General features: G+C 69.1%; 1 protein-coding gene. It reads left to right on the top strand.

The window, feature by feature from the left end:
• On the top strand, nucleotides 1-453 hold a 453-nt coding region (locus tag ACL02T_RS34975; protein ID WP_412835104.1), incomplete at both ends, for a hypothetical protein.

Genomic DNA, 453 nt, shown 5'->3' with positions numbered 1-453 from the left:
GCCACCGACGACCCCGCCGCGTTGCAGGCCATCTGCGATCGGCTCGGCCCGGCCACCATCGACGCCTTCGCCCAGCGCTGGCTGGCGGTGCTGCCGCGCCCGCTCACCGACGCCGATCGCGCCGGCGGGTACTGGTGGGAGCTGTCGATGCGCCAGGTCGAGGTCTCGCGCACCCTCGTGTTCACCGCCCCACGCCACGCCCGCGGGTTCTTCGAGGCCCTGGTCGCCGACAACCTCGACATCGGCCGCCCCGCACACGTCGAGCTGATCTTCACCGGCAAACACGAACGCCGCGGCCGCCCACGCACCCACCCACTGATCTTCAACACCAACGTCGTCACCCGCGGCGTCGAGGTCACCGTCAACGCCTTCTACAAGCACTCCCGGATCAAGCAGTACCTCAAAGACGGCCGCGCGCTGCGCGTCGAAACCGTTGTCAACGACACCTACGAT

This window comes from Pseudonocardia oceanicola, assembly GCF_047200735.1.
Taxonomy (GTDB): domain Bacteria; phylum Actinomycetota; class Actinomycetes; order Mycobacteriales; family Pseudonocardiaceae; genus Pseudonocardia.
The sequence above is the reverse complement of the archived record's forward strand: the minus strand, read 5'-3'. Positions and strand labels throughout refer to the sequence as shown.